This is a genomic window from Microcystis sp. M53598_WE2 (assembly GCF_030067735.1).
GTDB lineage: Bacteria > Cyanobacteriota > Cyanobacteriia > Cyanobacteriales > Microcystaceae > Microcystis > Microcystis aeruginosa.
The window spans coordinates 1-1466 of record NZ_JASJFE010000582.1 but is presented as its reverse complement, the minus strand read 5'-3'; the positions used below and the strand labels follow the sequence as shown (position 1 = coordinate 1466).

Here is a 1466-nt window from a genome sequence, read left to right as displayed (position 1 = left end):
CCCCCCCCCCCCCAGGGGGAAACCCCACGGTTACCCCCCGGGGCCCCCCGGGGGCGGGGAACGGGTTTTTAAAAAAAACCGTTTTCTCGTCTAAGTTGTTATACTATACTACTACAACTTAAAACCTCACCATTCCCTAATCTTCCCTGTGGGGTTGGAGACAAGCTTTGCACCCTCACTGAAGGAGTAATTTCCCACTTCCGCTCGCAACTATAGAATTAGCTATAATAAAATTACCACAGGTATCATCTTCATATTTCTGGAAACTATATGACCTTAAAACAATTAGACCGAATTACTTTTAACTCCAAAATTATGGCAGGTCAAGCCTGTATTCGAGGAATGCGTATTCCTGTTTCTTTAATTCTTAATCTACTTGCTAACGAAAAGCCGATAGAGGAAATATTAGAGGAATACCCTGACCTAGAAAGAGAAGATATTCACCAATGTTTATTATATGCTTCTTGGTTAGCCAGAGAACAAGTTCATTATTTTGAATTAATCGAGCAATGGAGATAGAGTTTCTAGCCGATATGGGGATTTATCTGCGTACAGTCTCATGGTTAAGAGAACAAGGTTATGATGTCGTTCATCTTCGATATGAAGGCTTACAAACTTTATCTGATCAGTAAATTCTTGCCAAAGCAAAAAGAGAAAAGCGGATAATTTTAACTGTCGATCTAGATTTTTCTCAACTTCTCGCTATTAGTGGTGATAATTTACCAAGTGTCATCCTATTCCGTTTAGGCAATGAAAACTACAATCTAATTAATCAGCGTTTAACTATAGTTTTACGAGATTGTACAAAAGCATTAAAGACGGGAGCAATTGTGTCAGTAACAGATCGTATTTTTCGGATTAGACTTTTATCAATTTAAGATTTTTGCTTTATAGCGTTCATGGAGTCTTCCCGTTAATTCCATCTTAAATATTGTGTTCCAAAAGCGAACACCTTTATTATTGAGTACAAATTATAACATTGGCAAATAATCTCCCTGTCCTCTGTGTCTCTGTGGTTAATTACACTTCGTTTCTGAATAGTCACCAATAATTATAGGTTCTTTGTTGGGAATTTTGACAATAATTTCGACAGTTCCACCTAATGCGTTAACTACTTCGCGCAGTGTATTTAGCTCTAGATTTTGCTCTTGTTTAAGTCTAGGTACTATTGATTGCTGTACTTCAAGATGCTCTGCCAATTCTGATAAAGATAAACCTAGTTTTTCCTGCAAATACTTAAGCGTAAGTTCCTCCAGATAAATTTGGGAAGCTCTTGCTTTAATAATTGCTTGTCGTTCTCCACAAAGTTTATTAAATTCTTCCGAGAAGTTGGTATATTCTTTCATGACTTTTCTTCCTTAAGTTTTTCCAGATATTTTTGATAACGTTGATCTGCTATAGGAATATTTTCTTTGTACCATCTTTTGTTACCTGACTTGTTCCCCCCAACAAGTAAAATTGCTTGT

Annotated in this window: 2 protein-coding genes and 1 pseudogene; 2 read left to right on the top strand and 1 reads right to left on the bottom strand. The window is 37.0% G+C overall.

Annotated elements, in window-relative coordinates; genetic code table 11:
- The first annotated feature begins 270 nt into the window (after positions 1 to 270).
- Positions 271 to 519, top strand: a complete 249-nt coding sequence (locus PX636_RS11805) for a DUF433 domain-containing protein (RefSeq protein WP_002774376.1) — start codon at positions 271 to 273, stop codon at positions 517 to 519.
- Positions 510 to 878 (top strand): annotated as a pseudogene (locus PX636_RS11800) (DUF5615 family PIN-like protein). Before PX636_RS11805 ends, PX636_RS11800 begins: the two are co-directional and overlap by 10 nt.
- A gap of 138 nt (positions 879 to 1016) precedes the next feature.
- Here PX636_RS11800 and PX636_RS11795 read toward each other — a convergent pair.
- Positions 1017 to 1346, bottom strand: a complete 330-nt coding sequence (locus PX636_RS11795) for a helix-turn-helix transcriptional regulator (RefSeq protein ID WP_002791106.1) — start codon at positions 1344 to 1346, stop codon at positions 1017 to 1019.
- Positions 1347 to 1466: the final 120 nt, after the last annotated feature.